This is a genomic window from Acinetobacter bouvetii DSM 14964 = CIP 107468, assembly GCF_000368865.1.
GTDB lineage: Bacteria > Pseudomonadota > Gammaproteobacteria > Pseudomonadales > Moraxellaceae > Acinetobacter > Acinetobacter bouvetii.
Window position 1 is genome coordinate 59,892 of record NZ_KB849726.1, and the last position, 15,832, is coordinate 75,723.

Sequence of the window (15,832 nt, forward strand, 5' to 3'; positions counted from 1 at the left end):
AGGAGATTTGCGTGGCGTTATTATTTCAGCCTATTCAATTTGGCCAGTTGCAATTGAGCAATAAAATTGTGATTGCGCCGATGTGTCAATACTCTGCCAATGAACAGGGTGAGCTGACGTATTGGCATGAGCAGCAATGGGCGAATTATGCGCTGTCCGGTGCCGGGCTGTGCATTGTAGAGGCGACTGCAGTGCAGCCGGAAGGGCGCATCAGTTATGCAGATTTGGGCCTGTGGAATGATTTGCAGCGTGCGCAGATGAAAGCGCTGCTGGTGAAAGTAAAATCACTTTCACCGATGCCGTTCGGCATTCAGTTGGCGCATGCAGGGCGCAAAGCCTCGACCGATAAGCCTTGGGATGGCCGCGGCCAGCTGGCGCCTGAACACGCGCAGGGCTGGCAAACAGTTTCCGCCAGCAATCTGCCGTTTAATCCGGCGGATCATGCGCCGCATGCGCTGACGGCAGGTGAAATTAAGACAGTCATTGCTGATTTTGCAGAGTCCGCCAAGCGGGCTGTAGATGCCGGTTTTGATTTGATTGAATTGCATGCAGCGCATGGCTATTTGCTGCATCAATTTATGTCGCCGCTGTCAAATCAGCGCAGCGATGAGTATGGCGGCAGCTTTGAAAACCGCATCCGTTTGACGCTGGAGGTATTTCAGGCCATGCAAGACGCGGTGCCTGCCGGCTATCCCATTGGCGTGCGTTTATCTGCGACAGACTGGATGGATGATGCGGCCAGCTGGGATGTCGAGTCTACCGTGGGCTTATCGAAAGCTTTGGAACAATTAGGCGCAGCGTATATTCATGTATCCAGCGGCGGGCTGCATATTGAGCAGAAAATTGATCTGCATGCAGGCTATCAAGTGCCATTTGCCGCCGCGGTTAAACAAGAGCTCAGCATTCCAGTCATTGCAGTAGGCTTGATTACGGACGCTTTGCAGGCGGAAGGCATTCTGCATTATGAGCAGGCTGATGCCATCGGCCTTGCCCGTGCAATCCTGTATGATCCGCGCTGGCCTTGGCATGCCGCTGCCGAACTGGGAGAAACAGTTGCAGTGGCGCCGCAGTATTTACGCTGTCAGCCGCATGGACTGCGCGATTTATTTAAGCCTTTTAAGCGCTAAGATATTTTGAACAATCAATTTCTTTTTATGCCGCTTTTGAGTGTCCGCTATTAAGGGAAAAACTGGCTGTTCCAAATGATTAAAGCCGCTGAGCGGTGATCAATAACACTGTATAAGGAAGATGCTGTGCTGGCGAATGTGCTGTTGCCAATTTGCTTGATTGCGCTGCTGGGGTACTGGGCGGTCAGAAGCGGATTTATTGCCTCAGGGTATATTCAGCCGCTGAGCCAGTTTGTAATGAAAGTGTCTTTGCCTGCCTTTTTGGTGCAGGCGCTGGCCAGCAAAAACTTAGCGGAAATTTGGCATCCGGCCTATTTCATTGGCTATGGCGGCGGTTCTTTGCTGCTGTTTGTGCTGACATACTTGCTGTACCGGAAGTTTTTCATCCAGTCGATGACCCATGCCAGTGTCTTGGCCATGGGCGCCTCCATGTCCAATACCGGTTTTATCGGTACCGCGATTTTGACCCTGCTGCTGGGCAGCCATTCCGCTGTTTATCTCTCCTTAACTTTAATTATTGAAAACCTGCTGATTTTGACCTTGATGCTGCTTTTGGCAGAAAGAGGGCAGCATTTGAGTTTGCCTCAGCAAGGTGCTGTATTTAAAATTCTGCTGAAACGGCTGCTGCAGAATCCTGTGATCCTTGCGATTTTAATCGGCCTTGGCTGTGTATTGCTGCAGCTGAAATTGCCCAGCGCTGTTGTCCAAGCGCTGGAAATGCTGGGAAAAACCGCTTCGCCTTTGGCGCTGTTTGTCATTGGCGGCAGTTTAGCCGGCATGAAGCTGAATGCGATAAATCTGCAAAGCATGGCTTTGGCAGCTTTGAAAGTCGTGCTGATGCCATTGATGATTTTCAGCTTGCTGCGGCTGCTGAATGCCAGCTCAGAAATGCTCTTTGTCGGCACATTGCTGGCGGCGCTTCCCATGCCAGTCGCTTTCGGCATCTTCGCGCAGCATTACGGTTTAGGAGAAAAGGCTTTAGCGCCGCTGGTGCTCAGCACGATTATGGGGTTTATTGCCGTCGCCGTGCTGCTGTCGCAGTCTGCACGGTTTATTCCGCTGTGAGGATACAGGCAGATTTAACCTCCGCAGCCTGTCCCTTGCATAAAAAAGCCAAACGTTGAATGTTTGGCTTTTGTACTGCTTAGGATTGAAAAAGAAGGCTGATCAGCTCTTTTTCGCTGCTGGCTTAGGGGCCTTGGCTTGCTCTGCAATCATTTTGTTGACGGTTGCTAAAGACTCTTTGGCTTGCGGCACATTCTCTTTGGCTAAAGCGGTAAAGATTTTTTGCGCTTCCGTTAAGTTCTGCGGAATGATATTGCCGTTGGCAAACATATTGCCGACTGCCATCAGCGCAGGGATGTAGCCTTTTTTAGCCAAATCCTGAATGCTATTCAGGCCTTGCTGAATGGGCTTTTCATCTTTGTTTTTAAAGCCGGTGCTGATGTCATACAGCGCTTTGGCATGCATCGCTTGAAAATTGCCTTTTTTCACTAAAGGATCGAGTTTTGCCAAGCCGGCTTTGTCGGATTCAGGCTTATTTTCAGAGAACAGCAGCACGGCTAAATCGATGCTGGCATCATCAAAGCCTTGTGAAGAAGCCTTTTCAAGATATTGTTTGGCTTTGACAGGATCAGCCTTTAAGCCCATTGAACCTGCAATATAGTTTTTGCCTAAAACATAGTTTGCTACCGGGTAGCCTTTGTTTGCAGCTTGCTCATACAGCTCAATCGCTTTCTTCTCGCTTTTGGCTGTGCCTTGGCCCGTTTGCGTCAAGTAACCTAGATTATAAATCGCTTGCGCATTGCCTTGCTTTGCCAATTTTTCTAAAGCTTGGTAAGCGCCGGTCAGATTCTTTGCTTTCACCATCGCTTCAATTTTGGCGAATTCAGGATCAGTGCTGTTGGCTGGCGCTTCAGCTAAAGCAAATTGAGAAGAGAGTGCAATTAAGCCTGCGAATAGAATTTTTTTCATTTTAAACCTTTTTAATACAGCAGCATAAATCCATTTATGTGTCTGAGCATATTCATGTGTAGTAACCGTATATCTCATCATAATTAGAATTATGTGAAAGTAAATATGCCTTTTGTGAAATATTCCAAGCGGTCAGCCATTGTGCAAGCATGCTGATCAAAAAAATGCATGATCAATGCAAAATCTTCAGGCATTGGCATGCAGGCTGTGCAAATGGCTTGAAATACCGTCCGATGGAATGTGAACCTTGGCATTTTCAATTTAAAGCCCGAGGATGAGCTGATTATGAATTTTTACGTTTTATTTTAAACGGATTTGCTTTTCATTGTGTTTTGAGGTAAATCTGCGCTGCATTAAATGAAAGAGCAGATGAATGTTTATTAAAGGCATTAAACGCAATTATGACAAAATCAATCAAGATGACAGCATTGCGCATGAAGATAAGATTGATGCTTTGCTGATGAAGCTTGGCGGCGAGTATTTGGTGAGCAAGGAAGACCGCGTGTATATCTTTGAAAAAGAGGGCGTGACGGCAAAATTTGACGCCAAGCATGCGCGGGATTATTCATTTAAAGATTATTTATGCAAAGACATGAATAAGCTGTTTCATGGGTTTTAATTAAACCTGACTTGAAAGATGGCGACTGAATATTTCGCTTCAACATCATTTTATAGATTTAATCGAGATAATGCTGCATGGATTGTTTGAGTATTTCGATTAAGTCTTCATCCATATATTGATAGTCATCAGGAATATCTAAAACAATAATTTTCTTATATGACAGCTCTTTATGAAATTTTTCTTTGATCCATGTTTTATGTTTTTGTTCCATGACACAAATACAATCTGCCCAGGCAATATCTTTAACGGTTAAGCTATGTTTTGCATGACGGCTTGTCCCCGCAGAACGCGTATGAATACCGTAACCTGCTGCAAAAATACGCTCTGCTGTTGGACTGCGCCATTGGTTGCCGCTGCAAATAAAAAGATAGTTAATACTGATTTCTCACAATTTATTGTTTGTTGATGATTATTTTTAAATATATTTCAGCCCAAAAGATTTAATTTATATAACATAAATAGAAGCTATTTTCATAAGATGAATCGAGACGGATCTAAAATGATAAAAATACTGTCAGCTTTATTTTTAAGTTTAGCCTGCTCAATGGCAGGCTTAGCAGGGCAGCCAAAACTTGTTCCTCATCCAATACACTTGAAAAATGGAAAGCAATTTTCTTTCAATCTTCCGTCCAATTACGACATCATTCCTGCGGCTGAAGGCCTAAAACGGGTACGTTTTTTTGCTCAAGCGCCGGATGGCAGAATGTTTGTCACGGATATGCGTGATTTGTCCGACAACGAAAAAGGCAGTATTTATATTCTGGATGAATGGAATGCAGAAACCGGAAAATTCGGCAAAATCATTCCTTATATGACGGGGTTGAAGAACCCAAATTCAGTGCAGTTTTATACAGATACCCAAGGGCAAGATTGGCTATATTTAGCTGAGACTCATCAGCTTACCCGGCGGAAATTTAGCCAAGGTGAAACTAAACCCGCGGCCAAAGCTGAAGTTTTAGCCACTTTTCCTGATTATGGCCTCAGTTATAAATATGGCGGCTGGCATCTTACACGGACCATTGCAGTAGGCGGAAACGGCAAGATTTATGTGTCCGTGGGTTCAAGCTGCAATGCGTGTGCCGAGAAAGAAAAAGTCCGTGCAGCTGTTTTAGAAATGAATCCTGATGGTTCGGAACAAAAGATCTACGCCACAGGCTTGCGTAATGCCGTCGGTTTGAAATGGATTGGAAAGTTTTTATTTGCGACCAATCAGGGGGCAGATCATTTAGGTAAAAGCAAACCTGATGAAACGTTTTATGCGCTGAAACGCGATGCCGATTATGGCTGGCCGTCCTGCTATTCATCCAATGGAAAAGTTTTGGCTGATCCTAAATTCAAACGTGCCTCAGGCTGTAAAAATGTGCCAGCTCCCTATGCCTATTTCCCATCCCATTCGTCAGCGCTCGGTTTTGATTATTTTGACCATCCAGACACAGATGACAGCATCAAAAATTCTTTTTTAGTGGCTTTGCATGGTTCTACAGATGAAGCGATTGGGCATGGCTATAAAATTGCGATTATGCGCAAAGGGCAAAAACTTGAAACTTTTATGGATGGTTTTCTAGCGGGTAAAAAAGTCAATGGACGTCCTGCAGATATTTACCGGATTGATGCAAACTCCTTTTATTTTTCGGATGATCGGGGTGGTGTAGTTTATTATGTGAGGAAGAAAGTGCCTTTCTAATTTTTTGAGTTTTTCTAAAAATTCAGGAGAAAGAGCATGACTGCAGATGCGAATAGTCAGGTGAAATTGAGTGGTATGAGATGCTGATCCATGGTTCTATTGAGCAGTTGTATTGTTATGTTTATTCCACTATTTATGTCTGGCATAAATAAAATTAAGAATTTATGTTCTCAAATTTTATAGGGCATTTCCCTTCAAAAACACCCTGTAAATTATGTATTAATTTAATTGTACTTTTTTTGGGGTAATAAATTCTTCAAATTCTTCTTCAGTCTCAAGACCCGCCATTCGCTGCCCGAGTGAATTAAAAACAGTGGGGGTAATTGAGATATTCAGTTTTTTAGTCAAATCCATATTTTGATCAATTGGATTGCTGCAATCAGTAGATTGCTGTTTTGGTTTTTTCTCCTCAATTAAATATTCTTTCCATACTTTTAAAGGTTCTTTAGAGCACCAGATTTTTTTTGCCGTTGTTAATGCGGTTGGGTGCAGGTGAGTTAATGCAAATGGAAAAGTGTAAATAGTCATATTATCCATTTCTTCGAAAGCGCTTTGGAATGCCTGGCAAGCAGGGCAGTCCGGATCTGCAAAAACATAAATGACATGTTTCCCATTTCCCTTTACTTCTTTAAAAGCTTGATTCAGCGGGAGTTGCTTGGGGTTTATTGCATAGTGTTTTTGATAAATGGCATTTGTAATGTTCGATTGATTATTGATGTCTAAAATTTTTCCTTTAATCAAATATTTGCTTTTAGCGTCCATCATAAATGTGCCCCGGGCATTCGATAAGGCATACAGTCCTTCAATTGGCGTCTTATCGATAAACTCAGGCTTTAATTCTCTAGGAAATTGTTGAGCAGCTTGATTTATTTTGTCGAGATCATCTGCAAAGCTGACTGAACTGCCTAAAACAAGCCAAGTCAGGATTGGTGCTAAAATAGTTAATTTTTTCATAATGTTTAATTGTTGATATTTTTATAAATATTTACAGAGTTGATGACAAAGTACAAGCTACATTGAAAGGATCTAGTCATTAAAAAAGCCCCTAAACCTAGAGGCTAATCTATCACAACAGTCTAAAAATTATAGACTTAAGCAGGTCGAGCCACATCACCGCTCAAATATTCAGGCATTGCTAAAACAGTCACGCCTAGTTCTTCTAAAGCGTCAGGACGGGCAACCGCAAGTGCAATAAAACCGCCCTCAAAAGCCGCGCTATTCACCACTTGAACGCCTTTATTCAACTGCTCACCCAAAGCAGGCACATCGCCTGAACCTTGAATGGCATGCAGCCATGCTTTCGGTTTGGCTTTAAACCATAAACGCGCAATCACTTCCTGACCCAAATAGCAGCCTTTGTCATAGTGAACGCCTTCACGCTGATGCAGGCGCAGTTCTTGCGGCTGGAACATGCCTTCAGTTTTTTGGCTGATGAATGCTTGACCGTTTTGAATGGCAGACACTTCCCAAGCGGTAATATCAGTGATTTCTGCTGAAAAAGCAGTCGTATCGTCAAGCAGTGCCGGGAAAACTGAACCCGCGGGTTCAAGCTTCATTTTAGAGAACGCGCCGTACTTTTTAATGTGCTTGGAAAACTCATCGGCCTGATCGGCAGTAGTGACAATTTCAAAATGTTCTGGATTGACCTTTTTTAACCACAAACCGAAGTGAATGCGGCCTTTCAGGTCACAAATTGCGGTATAGCGCGTGGTATTTTCAGCCAATGCTTCGGTATTTAAAGTGACTTGTCCCTGCAGGAATTTTTGCGCATCTGCACCGATTAAAGTGAATGAGGAGAAGGCTAAATCGCTCATGAATTGCTCGCTTATCTATCATCTAATACTAAAGAATTAGGCCTATTTTCCGCTATTTTTCAAAAAAAATCATATTTAGAGCAAATATCCCAAAGTTAATGTAACCAAATATTTCAAAACCCCCTATTTTTATATCTAAGCTTATGAAATTTAAACGATTTGGGAAATGGCTTTTCGGCAGTGTAGTATTCAGAGCATTAGACATGCAGAACAAAATGATGCAAGAGGCACAGCGCAATGAATAACAACTACCGTAAACCCCTGTCAGGCACCCAGCTCGAATACTTCGATGTGCGTCAAGCCGTAGAAGACATCCAGCCAGGCGCATACGCAAAACTTCCTTACACCTCAAAAGTATTGGCTGAACAATTGGTGCGCCGCTGTGATCCAGCCATCCTCGAACAGTCTTTAAAAGAATTGATTAACCGCAAGCAAGACCACGATTTCCCTTGGTATCCTGCACGTGTAGTGTGCCATGACATCTTGGGGCAAACAGCGCTCGTTGACCTTGCCGGTTTGCGTGATGCGATTGCCGACCAAGGCGGTGATCCATCGAAAGTCAATCCAGTGGTGCCAACGCAGCTGATTGTCGACCATTCTCTTGCTGTCGAGTTTGGCGGTTATGACCCAGATGCCTTCGAGAAAAACCGCGCCATTGAAGACCGCCGCAATGAAGACCGTTTCCACTTCATCGAATGGACCAAAACAGCCTTTGAAAATGTCGATGTGATCCCTGCAGGCAACGGCATCATGCATCAAATCAATTTGGAGAAAATGTCTCCAGTGATTCAAAACCGTGGCGGCATTGCATTCCCGGATACCTGTGTAGGCACAGACTCACATACACCGCATACTGATGCTTTAGGCGTGATTTCGATTGGTGTCGGCGGTTTAGAGGCTGAAAACGTGATGCTGGGCCGTGCATCTTGGATGCGTCTTCCAGACATCATCGGTGTGGAGTTTGTGGGACAGCGCCAAGCGGGCATTACCGCAACAGATATCGTTTTGGCATTGACTGAATTCTTGCGTAAAGAGCGCGTAGTGGGTGCATACCTCGAATTCTTCGGTGAAGGCGCAGACAGCATGTCGGTAGGGGATCGCGCGACGATTTCCAACATGACGCCTGAATACGGCGCAACGGCGGCCATGTTCTACATTGACCAAAACACCATTGATTATTTAACCCTGACCGGCCGTGAAGCGGATCAGGTGAAACTGGTTGAACGCTATGCCAAAGAGATCGGTCTTTGGGCATCTGACATGACTCAAGCGGAATATCCGCGTGTATTGCGCTTCGATTTATCAACAGTGACGCGCAACATTGCAGGGCCATCCAACCCGCATGCGCGTGTATCAACGGCTGATCTAAAAGCCAAAGGCATTGCTGGCAACTTAGACGCGGCACTTGCGCAAGAAGCGGAAGGCCTAATGCCAGATGGCGCCATCATCATTGCAGCCATTACTTCTTGCACCAATACCTCTAACCCGCGCAATACTGTGGCAGCAGGCTTGCTGGCGCGTAAGGCGAATGAGCTTGGCCTAGTGCGCAAGCCATGGGTGAAAACGTCATTTGCACCGGGTTCTAAAGCGGCAGCGCTGTATTTGGAAGAGGCAGGGGTACTGCATGATTTAGAAAAACTCGGCTTTGGCATCGTGGCGTATGCATGTACCACTTGTAACGGGATGTCAGGCGCGCTAGATCCAAAAATTCAGCAAGAAATCATTGACCGTGACCTGTATGCAACTGCTGTGCTTTCAGGCAACCGCAATTTTGATGGCCGTATCCATCCTTATGCAAAACAAGCGTTCTTGGCCTCGCCTCCGCTGGTTGTGGCCTATGCGATTGCAGGAACCATTCGTTTTGACATTGAAACAGATGCATTGGGCAATGACAAAGACGGTAACCCTATTTACCTGAAAGACATTTGGCCGTCTGATGAAGAAATTGATGCTTTGGTGAAAGTTGCGGTTAAGCCAGAACAGTTCAAAAAAATCTACATTCCAATGTTTGATTTGGGCGTGAATGAAAAAGCTGCGAGTCCGCTGTACGACTGGCGCCCGAAAAGTACCTATATCCGCCGTCCGCCGTACTGGGAAGGGGCTTTGGCAGCACCGCGCACTTTAGCAAACATGCGTCCGCTGGCGATCTTGGGCGACAACATCACCACAGATCATTTGTCACCTTCGAATGCGATTGTGTTAGACAGCGCTTCAGGTGAATATCTGAAAAAAATGGGCGTGCCTGAAGAAGACTTCAACTCTTACGCAACACACCGCGGTGACCACTTGACCACACAGCGTGCGACATTTGCCAACCCGAAACTGTTCAATGAAATGGTGGTTCGCGCGGATGGTACGGTCAAGCAGGGGTCTAAGGCGCGTGTTGAGCCTGAGGGCGAAGTGATGCGCATGTGGGAAGCGATTGAAACTTATATGAACCGCAAGCAGCCGCTGATCATCATTGCCGGTAAAGACTATGGTCAGGGTTCAAGCCGTGACTGGGCTGCTAAAGGTGTGCGCCTTGCAGGTGTGGAAGCGATTGTGGCGGAAGGTTTTGAACGTATTCACCGTACCAACTTAGTGGGTATGGGCGTGCTGCCGCTTGAGTTTAAAGCAGGCACTGACCGTAAAACTTTAGGTTTAGATGGTACTGAGCTGTATAGCGTGATTGGCAATATTGCGCCGCGTTCGACTTTAACTTTAGTGATTGAGCGTGCGACGGAAGACGGTAAAAGTGAAATCGTTGAAGTGCCTGTAACCTGCCGCCTAGATACGGAAGAAGAAGTGTCTGTGTATGAAGCGGGTGGTGTGTTGCAGCGTTTTGCGCAGGATTTCTTGGAAGGGAATGTGGCTTAAGACTTTAAGCTGAAAGTGATTGATTTTATTTGATAAAAACCCTACTGTTAAGTGGGGTTTTTTAAATATATATAAGGTTAAATGAATAAAAGTGTCTGAATTAAAAAAATTAAGTCTTCCAAATATTGATGCGCAAATTGTAGAGATTGAGTCAACTCAGAGTATTTTATTTATTGGAGCAAATGGATCAGGAAAGACTAGATTAGGTAGTTGGGTTGAATTAGATTCTCCTCAAAATCAGATTGTGCACAGAATCTCAGCACAAAAATCCTTAACTTTTCCTGATTCAACAACGTCACAATCAATAGATCTAGCTGAGAAAGACTTACTTTGGGGACATCCACAATGGGGTGTTAGTAATAAGCGAAATAAATGGAGTAACAAGCCGGCTACGACATTTCAAAATGACTTTCAAAAATTGATGGTTTATTTATTTTCTGATGAAACGGAAGAAAATGCTAAATTTAAAAGAGCATGTCGAGATTCTAAAGAAAGACTTGATCCACCATTAACTAAGATTGATCAATTAAAAAATCTCTGGGAAAGGATTTTACCACATAGGGAACTTATTATTGGTGGTTTAAAAATACAAACGTGCCCTAAAGGACAATTTAACAAAGCTTATAATTCTTCAGAAATGAGTGATGGCGAACGAGTTATATTTTATTTAATTGGACAGTGTTTAGCAGCACCAAAAAATGGAATTCTTGTTATTGATGAACCTGAAATTCATTTGCATAAATCTGTGCAAATTCCATTATGGAATGAGATAGAAAAATTACGAAGCGATTGCTTGTTCGTCTATTTAACTCATGACGTAGACTTTGCATCTGCAAAAGAAAATGCAAAAAAAGTGTGGCTTAAGAAGTTTGATGGTCAAAATTGGGATTGGGAAGAAATATCTGAAGATCAAAGCCTACCAAATGAGATGCTATTGGAGATTCTAGGAAGTAGAAAACCAATAGTTTTTGTAGAAGGGGAAAATGGCAGTTTTGATGTTAGTTTGTATAGGGAAATCCTTTCAGATTTTTTAGTAATACCACGTGGTAGCTGCACTCAAGTGATCCAATCTGTTAAGGCTCTAAAAGCTAATTCTCAATTACATCATTTAGATATTTATGGAATTATTGATCGAGACAGAAGACCTCAGCATGAAATTAATAAGTTGGAGCAAGATTCTATTTATGTGTTGAATGTTGCTGAAGTAGAAAATCTGTTTTGCACACAAGAAGTATTGGAAATAGTCAGTAACCGTCTAGGTCGAGAGGCTCATCAGGATTTCCAAAATATATCTGATACCATTTTTTCTAGATTGAGTGGAGAAATTGAAACTCAAGTTGCTTTACGAGTGAATGATGAAATCAAATTTTTACTTCAAATGTTCGATACAAGCAAAAGAAAAGAAGCTGAAATTCAGAGTAGCTTAAATGATGTTGTAAGTAAAATTGATGTTAATAAGCTTTATTCAGAAAACAAACAGCTATTGCAAGATATCCTTCAACAAAGGAATTATTCTGATTTATTAGCAGTTTATAATCGTAAATCTTTAGCTTCTCAGATTAGTCCTGCTTTAGGGCTGCTAAATGGAAGCTTACCGGAAACTGTGGTGAGGTTATCCAAATTGGATTGTGGAGAGGTAATAAAAAATGCGTTAAAACCATATTTTGGTAATTTCCAACAATATATCAATTAATGACCATATATACTTCGCCCAACTGCCACTATCAATTGTTGAAATGATCAATAGACAATCATCATAAGAGGGTTATACTGGTTCTACCATTTCTAAAACACATGGAGAACAAAAATGGTTACTGCAGGCTCTATCCCTGGAACAGGCTTCTATTTTTGTGTTCAGTGCGGCAAACGCACATACTTAGAAATTGGTACAGACCGTTTACCCCCGTGTACCAAATGCCATGGCACTGAATTTAAAAAATAAATTTGTCAAAGCAATATATTTAAAACAGATAACCCTGTTTTAAACATAAGCCCCGTCACAAGATGGGGCTTTTTATTGCCTTCTGCGCATGCTGTAATAAAAATAAGCAGTAAAGTCATAAGATAACAAAAGCATCAAAAGGCAGGGGGGATACATCATGGAAACAATCTTAGGGCTCTGTATTGGCATTGGCTTAAGCGCTGCCTGCAGCTTTCGTGTCTTTGTCCCACTCTTGGTCATGAGCATGGCATCACTTATGGGCTGGTTTGAACCGATGAAAGGCTTTGAATGGCTGGCCATGCCATCGGTCTGCATTGCATTAGGCTTTGCGACATTGTGTGAAATTACCGCTTACTATATTCCTTGGGTAGACCATGCCCTAGACACCATTGCGACGCCAGCCGCGATGGTCGCAGGAACACTCACCACGATGGCCGTCAGCAGCGGGGAAATGTCGCAGTTTGCCAGCTGGGCGGCAGCCATCATTGTCGGCGGCGGTACGGCAACGGCAGTGCAAATGAGTACCGTTGCCGTGCGTGGATTATCTACCGCAACCACAGGAGGAATTGCAAATCCAGTGGTTTCTACAGGGGAATGGATCAGCGCATTTTTACTGTCTATTTTATCGCTGATTGTCCCGGTGCTGGTGGTAATTGTGGTTTTAATCATGGTGGTGTGGGCCGTGCGCTGGCTTAGACGCAAGAAGCAAGAAAGCATCAGCCGTTCTACAGTCTAAAGCGCCATTTCAGGCTTAAGTATTTATTTCAACAGGGATGACGATGTTAATAAAAACCATGAAACTTAAATTGATGACAGCAATGATTGGCCTTTCTGCTGCCTTGTTGGGTTCGCAAGTTATCTTGGCTGCAGCAGAACAACCCGCGGCAGAAGACATTCAACTGCAAAAAGATACGGTCAAATACAAAGCGTATATCCCTGCAAAATACGTGCTGTTTGAAGCCATTCACGGTGACCTCAATAAAGACGGCATTCTGGATTTAGTCTTAATCGTCAAAGCGACAGACCCAGCGCAGTGGGTCAATCATGAATATCGAGGAAAGCTTGACCGCAACCGCCGCGGCATTATTGTGTTGCTTCATGAAAAAGGCGGATATAAAAAATTGACGCAAAACCTCTCGGCATTTTCTTCGGAAAATGAAGAAGGGGGCGTGTATTATGCGCCTGAATTATGGATAGAAATAAACAAAGGCTTGCTGAATGTTCACTATGGCCATGGGCGTTATGGCTATTGGAATTACAGCTTCAGACTGCACAATCAGGATTTGCGCCTAATTGGCTATGACAGCTCCAGCAATCATGGGCCATATATCAACAGTCAAACCAGCATCAACTTTTTGACCGCGAAAAAAGTCTATCGAGAGAACCAAAATGAAGATGTGGAAGCCGATCCGCGCTTTAAGGAAACATGGTCAAAGATAAAAACTCCGCCTATTTATCTTTCAAAAATTCAAGATTTTGATGAGCTGAGTTTCGAATAGTGCCCATTTGTTCAGATAGCTTGGAGTGTGCAGAAAGGCCGGTGAAATAAAACAGCAGCAGTGATTGATTTTTGTTCAATAAAGGCATAATTTTATTATGGAATTAAAACCATAATTTTTATATGGGTTTATTCGTTGCCGAACTTAAAAAAATTAATATGGGGACTGCTGCATGATTAAATTTATTGTCGATGAAAACGCTTTGCCGAATGGCGCACACAAAATTCATAATGCATCACAGGGCTGTGAAGACCTGCCAAAATTTGATGACCAGATTTTAATTGGCTATTTTGCCGACTTTAAGCTGGCGTATAAGCGGGCCAGAATGAATTGGCCGGCCGAGAAAGTGGAAGGCTGCAGCAAGTGCTGCGAAGAATAGCAATTTATTGAACATAGGCAATTTAAATTGGCCTGTGCGGATTAAAAACAATTCAGGAACGCACAGGCCAAGCGGTGCAAGCGCCGCTGTTCGCGCAGGGTTTGTCAGGCTTCAATAATCTAAAGCAAAATCATGCTGAAGACGCATTTCCAGAAAATCATCAGCAGGCCAGCGCCAAATGCAACGTCTATACATCAGACGCTGGTTTTGCCGAAAATATGCAAAGCGCTCAAGAATGCATGATGTGGCGTGCAGCTGCAGTTAGCGCACAGCCGGCAGGCCCGTGCGCTGCTGGAAGGCTGTAAGAAAAAACAGCAGTCACGGCATAAAAAGATTAAAATAACAGCAAGGATCTTCAGCGGAGAACTGCCATGAATATCACACAGCTCTGTGACTTTCTGCTGTACTGCATGCTGTTCAATTACATTATCTTAATGATTTGGTTTATCGCCTTTATTTTTGCCAAAGACTGGATGAAACAGGTGCATGGGCAATGGTTTGAACTCAGCGATAGGCAGTTTGACGCAATTCATTACGGCGGCATGGCGGTGTATAAAATCGGCATTTTATTGCTGAATCTTGCGCCGTATATCGCATTAAAGTGGATGCAGTAAGGTGACATTTATCCTCATCGGGTTTGAGCAGGGAATGGAATGAACGGGAAAACAGAATACCGGACGTGCTTGGTGTGCAAAAAGAATGATCTGTCAAAAAAACTGATTCCGATGGGAACGGTGCGCAAAGTCATTACCGAGGAAATTGCCAAAGATTTTCCGGCTTGGAGCGTGCAGGACTATATTTGCCAGGCCGATTTGACCAAGTACCGCATGCAGTATGTGCAGTCTATTTTGACCTCGGAAGAGGGGGAGGTCTCCAATTTAGAATATGAAGTCATTCACAGCATGCAGCAGCATGACCTGATCAGTAAAAATGTTGAAAATAAGCTGGATCAGCGCTGGAGCTTTGGCGAGCGGCTGGCAGATAAAATAGCCACTTTTGGCGGCAGCTGGGCATTTTTAATGTGCTTCGGCGCCTTTTTGGTGCTGTGGATTTTGGTGAATACGGTCGCCATGGTCAATCATCCCGCAGATCCCTATCCTTTTATTTTGCTGAATTTAATACTGTCTTGCCTGGCGGCGATACAGGCGCCCATCATTATGATGAGTCAAAACCGTCAGGAAGCCAAAGACAGGATGCGTTCCGAAAATGATTATCAGGTCAATTTAAAGGCTGAGCTGGAAATCCGCAATCTGCATGAAAAAATTGACCATCTGCTGATGCACCAATGGGACAGGCTGGCCAAAATCCAGGAAATTCAGCTGGATTTGCTGTCAGAAATGAGCAAAAAGAAAGAGTAGCGGCAAGAAAGATGCAAACTGAGGCTGATTATTTGAAAAAAATTCCTGATAAATAGCCTTGGTGCGCAATAAAAGTCTGATAAAAATAGCCAAAAGGGAAAAAATACTTTGAATTGTACCGGATGCGGAAAAAAATCCTAAAATTGAAGGAAATTGCCGAATCTTCGGAAATTAATCCCTGACCGCATTGGCTACTATAGATCTCAAGGGTGTGACAGAGATCGAAAAGAGCAGCATGCTGTGCGGGCGCAAAACGCGAGAGCAGTACTTACCCAAAAGGTCTCGATTCGGCTTAGGACGCTATAGATCACAAGTTTATAGGCTATAAGATCATGACTTACCGAGTCAGGATAGTTGAAGTAAACGATTCCGTTTTCTCTTACACCGCCCTCAAAAATCCGCAAGACTGCAGAAAAAATAAATCTGCTTTTTCATTTTCAATGATCAATTCTTCTTTTCATGTGTGCCGATACGGCCATTCTTCCTGATGAGAAGCGCGCAGCGCTGCTTGTAAGCCAGTTCAACTGTAAACCTTTTGGTCTATCAATCTTTTTGAATTTAATGATATTTGTGTCAC

The 15,832-nt window shown here is 43.6% G+C and carries 17 protein-coding genes; 13 read left to right on the forward strand and 4 right to left on the reverse strand.

Going from position 1 to position 15,832, the window contains the following annotated elements; translation table 11 throughout:
- Positions 1-11: 11 nt before the first annotated feature.
- Both F941_RS03265 and F941_RS03270 read left to right on the forward strand, forming a co-directional pair.
- Positions 12-1,127, forward strand: a complete 1,116-nt coding sequence (locus tag F941_RS03265) for an NADH:flavin oxidoreductase/NADH oxidase (RefSeq protein WP_005007846.1) — start codon at positions 12-14, stop codon at positions 1,125-1,127.
- Between the two features lie 126 nt (positions 1,128-1,253).
- Positions 1,254-2,192 (forward strand): AEC family transporter, encoded by a 939-nt coding sequence (locus tag F941_RS03270; protein WP_005007848.1) that lies wholly within the window; start codon positions 1,254-1,256, stop codon positions 2,190-2,192.
- A 102-nt stretch (positions 2,193-2,294) separates the two neighbouring features.
- Here F941_RS03270 and F941_RS03275 read toward each other — a convergent pair whose 3' ends face one another.
- A complete protein-coding gene (locus F941_RS03275; RefSeq protein ID WP_005007852.1) occupies positions 2,295-3,101 on the reverse strand; it encodes a tetratricopeptide repeat protein in 807 nt (268 codons plus the stop codon).
- A gap of 373 nt (positions 3,102-3,474) precedes the next feature.
- Here F941_RS03275 and F941_RS03280 point away from each other — a divergent pair, with 373 nt between their 5' ends.
- Positions 3,475-3,720, forward strand: a complete 246-nt coding sequence (locus F941_RS03280) for a hypothetical protein (RefSeq protein WP_005007855.1) — start codon at positions 3,475-3,477, stop codon at positions 3,718-3,720.
- Positions 3,721-3,778: 58 nt separating this feature from the next.
- Here F941_RS03280 and F941_RS03285 read toward each other — a convergent pair whose 3' ends face one another.
- Positions 3,779-4,099, reverse strand: coding sequence for a low molecular weight protein tyrosine phosphatase family protein (locus F941_RS03285; protein ID WP_026253370.1), 321 nt, complete (start codon positions 4,097-4,099; stop codon positions 3,779-3,781).
- 123 nt (positions 4,100-4,222) lie between these two features.
- On the opposite strand from F941_RS03285, the gene F941_RS03290 reads away from it, so the two are divergent.
- Positions 4,223-5,407, forward strand: a complete 1,185-nt coding sequence (locus tag F941_RS03290) for a PQQ-dependent sugar dehydrogenase (RefSeq protein WP_005007862.1) — start codon at positions 4,223-4,225, stop codon at positions 5,405-5,407.
- Between the two features lie 219 nt (positions 5,408-5,626).
- On the opposite strand, the gene F941_RS03295 is transcribed toward F941_RS03290, so the two are convergent.
- Complete coding sequence (locus tag F941_RS03295) at positions 5,627-6,361, reverse strand: DsbC family protein (protein WP_005007863.1); 735 nt, start codon at positions 6,359-6,361, stop codon at positions 5,627-5,629.
- 137 nt (positions 6,362-6,498) lie between these two features.
- Positions 6,499-7,221, reverse strand: coding sequence for a CAF17-like 4Fe-4S cluster assembly/insertion protein YgfZ (gene ygfZ / locus F941_RS03300; RefSeq protein ID WP_005007864.1), 723 nt, complete (start codon positions 7,219-7,221; stop codon positions 6,499-6,501).
- A 237-nt stretch (positions 7,222-7,458) separates the two neighbouring features.
- On the opposite strand from ygfZ, the gene acnD reads away from it, so the two are divergent.
- The 9 genes from acnD to F941_RS03340 all read left to right on the forward strand — a co-directional run bounded on the left by acnD (position 7,459) and on the right by F941_RS03340 (position 15,255).
- Positions 7,459-10,077 carry a Fe/S-dependent 2-methylisocitrate dehydratase AcnD gene (acnD, locus tag F941_RS03305; protein WP_005007865.1) on the forward strand — a complete coding sequence of 873 codons (2,619 nt, stop codon included), beginning with the start codon at positions 7,459-7,461 and terminating at the stop codon, positions 10,075-10,077.
- A 91-nt stretch (positions 10,078-10,168) separates the two neighbouring features.
- Complete coding sequence (locus F941_RS03310; protein ID WP_005007867.1) at positions 10,169-11,770, forward strand: DUF4435 domain-containing protein; 1,602 nt, start codon at positions 10,169-10,171, stop codon at positions 11,768-11,770.
- A gap of 114 nt (positions 11,771-11,884) precedes the next feature.
- Positions 11,885-12,019, forward strand: a complete 135-nt coding sequence (locus F941_RS16150; RefSeq protein WP_005007869.1) for a zinc ribbon-containing protein — start codon at positions 11,885-11,887, stop codon at positions 12,017-12,019.
- Positions 12,020-12,176: 157 nt separating this feature from the next.
- Positions 12,177-12,755, forward strand: a complete 579-nt coding sequence (locus F941_RS03315) for a DUF4126 domain-containing protein (protein ID WP_005007871.1) — start codon at positions 12,177-12,179, stop codon at positions 12,753-12,755.
- 43 nt (positions 12,756-12,798) lie between these two features.
- Positions 12,799-13,518: a hypothetical protein gene (locus F941_RS03320; RefSeq protein WP_005007873.1), complete on the forward strand. Its 720-nt coding sequence runs from the start codon at positions 12,799-12,801 to the stop codon at positions 13,516-13,518.
- 172 nt (positions 13,519-13,690) lie between these two features.
- Positions 13,691-13,897, forward strand: a complete 207-nt coding sequence (locus tag F941_RS03325) for a hypothetical protein (RefSeq protein ID WP_005007875.1) — start codon at positions 13,691-13,693, stop codon at positions 13,895-13,897.
- Between the two features lie 74 nt (positions 13,898-13,971).
- Complete coding sequence (locus tag F941_RS03330) at positions 13,972-14,202, forward strand: hypothetical protein (RefSeq protein ID WP_018572681.1); 231 nt, start codon at positions 13,972-13,974, stop codon at positions 14,200-14,202.
- Positions 14,203-14,268: 66 nt separating this feature from the next.
- Entirely contained in the window at positions 14,269-14,511 is a 243-nt protein-coding gene (locus tag F941_RS03335) for a DUF6868 family protein (RefSeq protein WP_005007879.1), read from the forward strand.
- 39 nt (positions 14,512-14,550) lie between these two features.
- Positions 14,551-15,255 (forward strand): DUF1003 domain-containing protein, encoded by a 705-nt coding sequence (locus tag F941_RS03340; RefSeq protein ID WP_005007880.1) that lies wholly within the window; start codon positions 14,551-14,553, stop codon positions 15,253-15,255.
- The last annotated feature ends 577 nt before the right edge of the window (positions 15,256-15,832 follow it).

What these genes read in the sequence shown, in the direction of transcription:
- F941_RS03275 (WP_005007852.1), bottom strand. Translation starts at nt 3,101, where the DNA reads ATGAAAAAAATTCTATTCGCAGGCTTAATTGCACTCTCTTCTCAATTT.
- F941_RS03280 (WP_005007855.1), top strand. Translation starts at nt 3,475, where the DNA reads ATGTTTATTAAAGGCATTAAACGCAATTATGACAAAATCAATCAAGAT.
- F941_RS03290 (WP_005007862.1), top strand. Translation starts at nt 4,223, where the DNA reads ATGATAAAAATACTGTCAGCTTTATTTTTAAGTTTAGCCTGCTCAATG.
- F941_RS03295 (WP_005007863.1), bottom strand. Translation starts at nt 6,361, where the DNA reads ATGAAAAAATTAACTATTTTAGCACCAATCCTGACTTGGCTTGTTTTA.
- ygfZ (WP_005007864.1), bottom strand. Translation starts at nt 7,221, where the DNA reads ATGAGCGATTTAGCCTTCTCCTCATTCACTTTAATCGGTGCAGATGCG.
- acnD (WP_005007865.1), top strand. Translation starts at nt 7,459, where the DNA reads ATGAATAACAACTACCGTAAACCCCTGTCAGGCACCCAGCTCGAATAC.
- F941_RS16150 (WP_005007869.1), top strand. Translation starts at nt 11,885, where the DNA reads ATGGTTACTGCAGGCTCTATCCCTGGAACAGGCTTCTATTTTTGTGTT.
- F941_RS03315 (WP_005007871.1), top strand. Translation starts at nt 12,177, where the DNA reads ATGGAAACAATCTTAGGGCTCTGTATTGGCATTGGCTTAAGCGCTGCC.
- F941_RS03320 (WP_005007873.1), top strand. Translation starts at nt 12,799, where the DNA reads ATGTTAATAAAAACCATGAAACTTAAATTGATGACAGCAATGATTGGC.
- F941_RS03325 (WP_005007875.1), top strand. Translation starts at nt 13,691, where the DNA reads ATGATTAAATTTATTGTCGATGAAAACGCTTTGCCGAATGGCGCACAC.
- F941_RS03335 (WP_005007879.1), top strand. Translation starts at nt 14,269, where the DNA reads ATGAATATCACACAGCTCTGTGACTTTCTGCTGTACTGCATGCTGTTC.
- F941_RS03340 (WP_005007880.1), top strand. Translation starts at nt 14,551, where the DNA reads ATGAACGGGAAAACAGAATACCGGACGTGCTTGGTGTGCAAAAAGAAT.